This window comes from Streptomyces marokkonensis (assembly GCF_039539045.1).
Taxonomy (GTDB): Bacteria; Actinomycetota; Actinomycetes; order Streptomycetales; family Streptomycetaceae; genus Streptomyces; species Streptomyces marokkonensis.
Map to the genome: position 1 here is coordinate 1 of NZ_BAABCQ010000399.1, position 841 is coordinate 841.

Here is an 841-nt window from a genome sequence, read left to right on the forward strand (position 1 = left end):
TGGAGCTGGGTCCGGACGGTGTGCTGTCCGCGATGGCGCAGGACTGCGTCACCTCTGACACCGGCGCGATCACCTGCGTACCTGTGCTCCGGAAAGACCGTGAGGAGCCGGGTTCGCTGGTCACCTCTCTGGCCGATCTCTTTGTACGGGGGACGGCAGTTGACTGGTCGGCGTACTTCGCCGGCACAGGTGCTTGCCGTGTCGATCTGCCGACGTATGCCTTCGAGCGTGTGCGTTTTTGGCCTCGGGTGTTGGGTGGGGTGCGTGGGGGCGCTGATGTGGGGCGTCTGGGGTTGGGTGCTGCGGAGCATCCGTTGTTGGGTGCGGTGGTGGTGTTGGCCGAGGGTGACGGTCTGGTGCTGACGGGGCGTTTGTCGGTGCGTTCGCATCCGTGGTTGGCGGATCATGTGGTGCAGGGTGTGGTGTTGTTGCCGGGTACGGCGTTTGTGGAGTTGGTGTTGCGGGCGGGGGAGCAGGTTGGTTGTCCGCGGGTTGATGAGTTGACGTTGCAGGCGCCGTTGGTGATTCCGGAGCGGGGCGGCGTGCAGGTGCAGGTCGTGGTGAGTGGTGCGGGGGATTCGGGGCGGCGGGCGGTGAGCGTGTACTCACGCCCGGACGGCACCGAACTGGACGAGTCCTGGACGTGCCATGCGGTGGGCGAGATGACCGCCGACGAGCCGCAGGCCGTGTCTGAACTGCTCGTCGAGTGGCCGCCGCGTGATGCGGTTTCTGTCGATGTGTCGGATCTGTATGGGGTGTATGCGGGGGCGGGGTTTGTTTATGGGCCGTCGTTCCAGGGGTTGAGGGCTGCTTGGCGGCGTGGGGACGAGGTGTTCGCCGA

General features: G+C 66.0%; 1 protein-coding gene. It reads left to right on the forward strand.

What is annotated here, in order from left to right:
* The coding region (locus ABEA26_RS36090; protein ID WP_345598312.1) for a polyketide synthase dehydratase domain-containing protein at positions 1-841 on the forward strand (841 nt) is incomplete at both ends.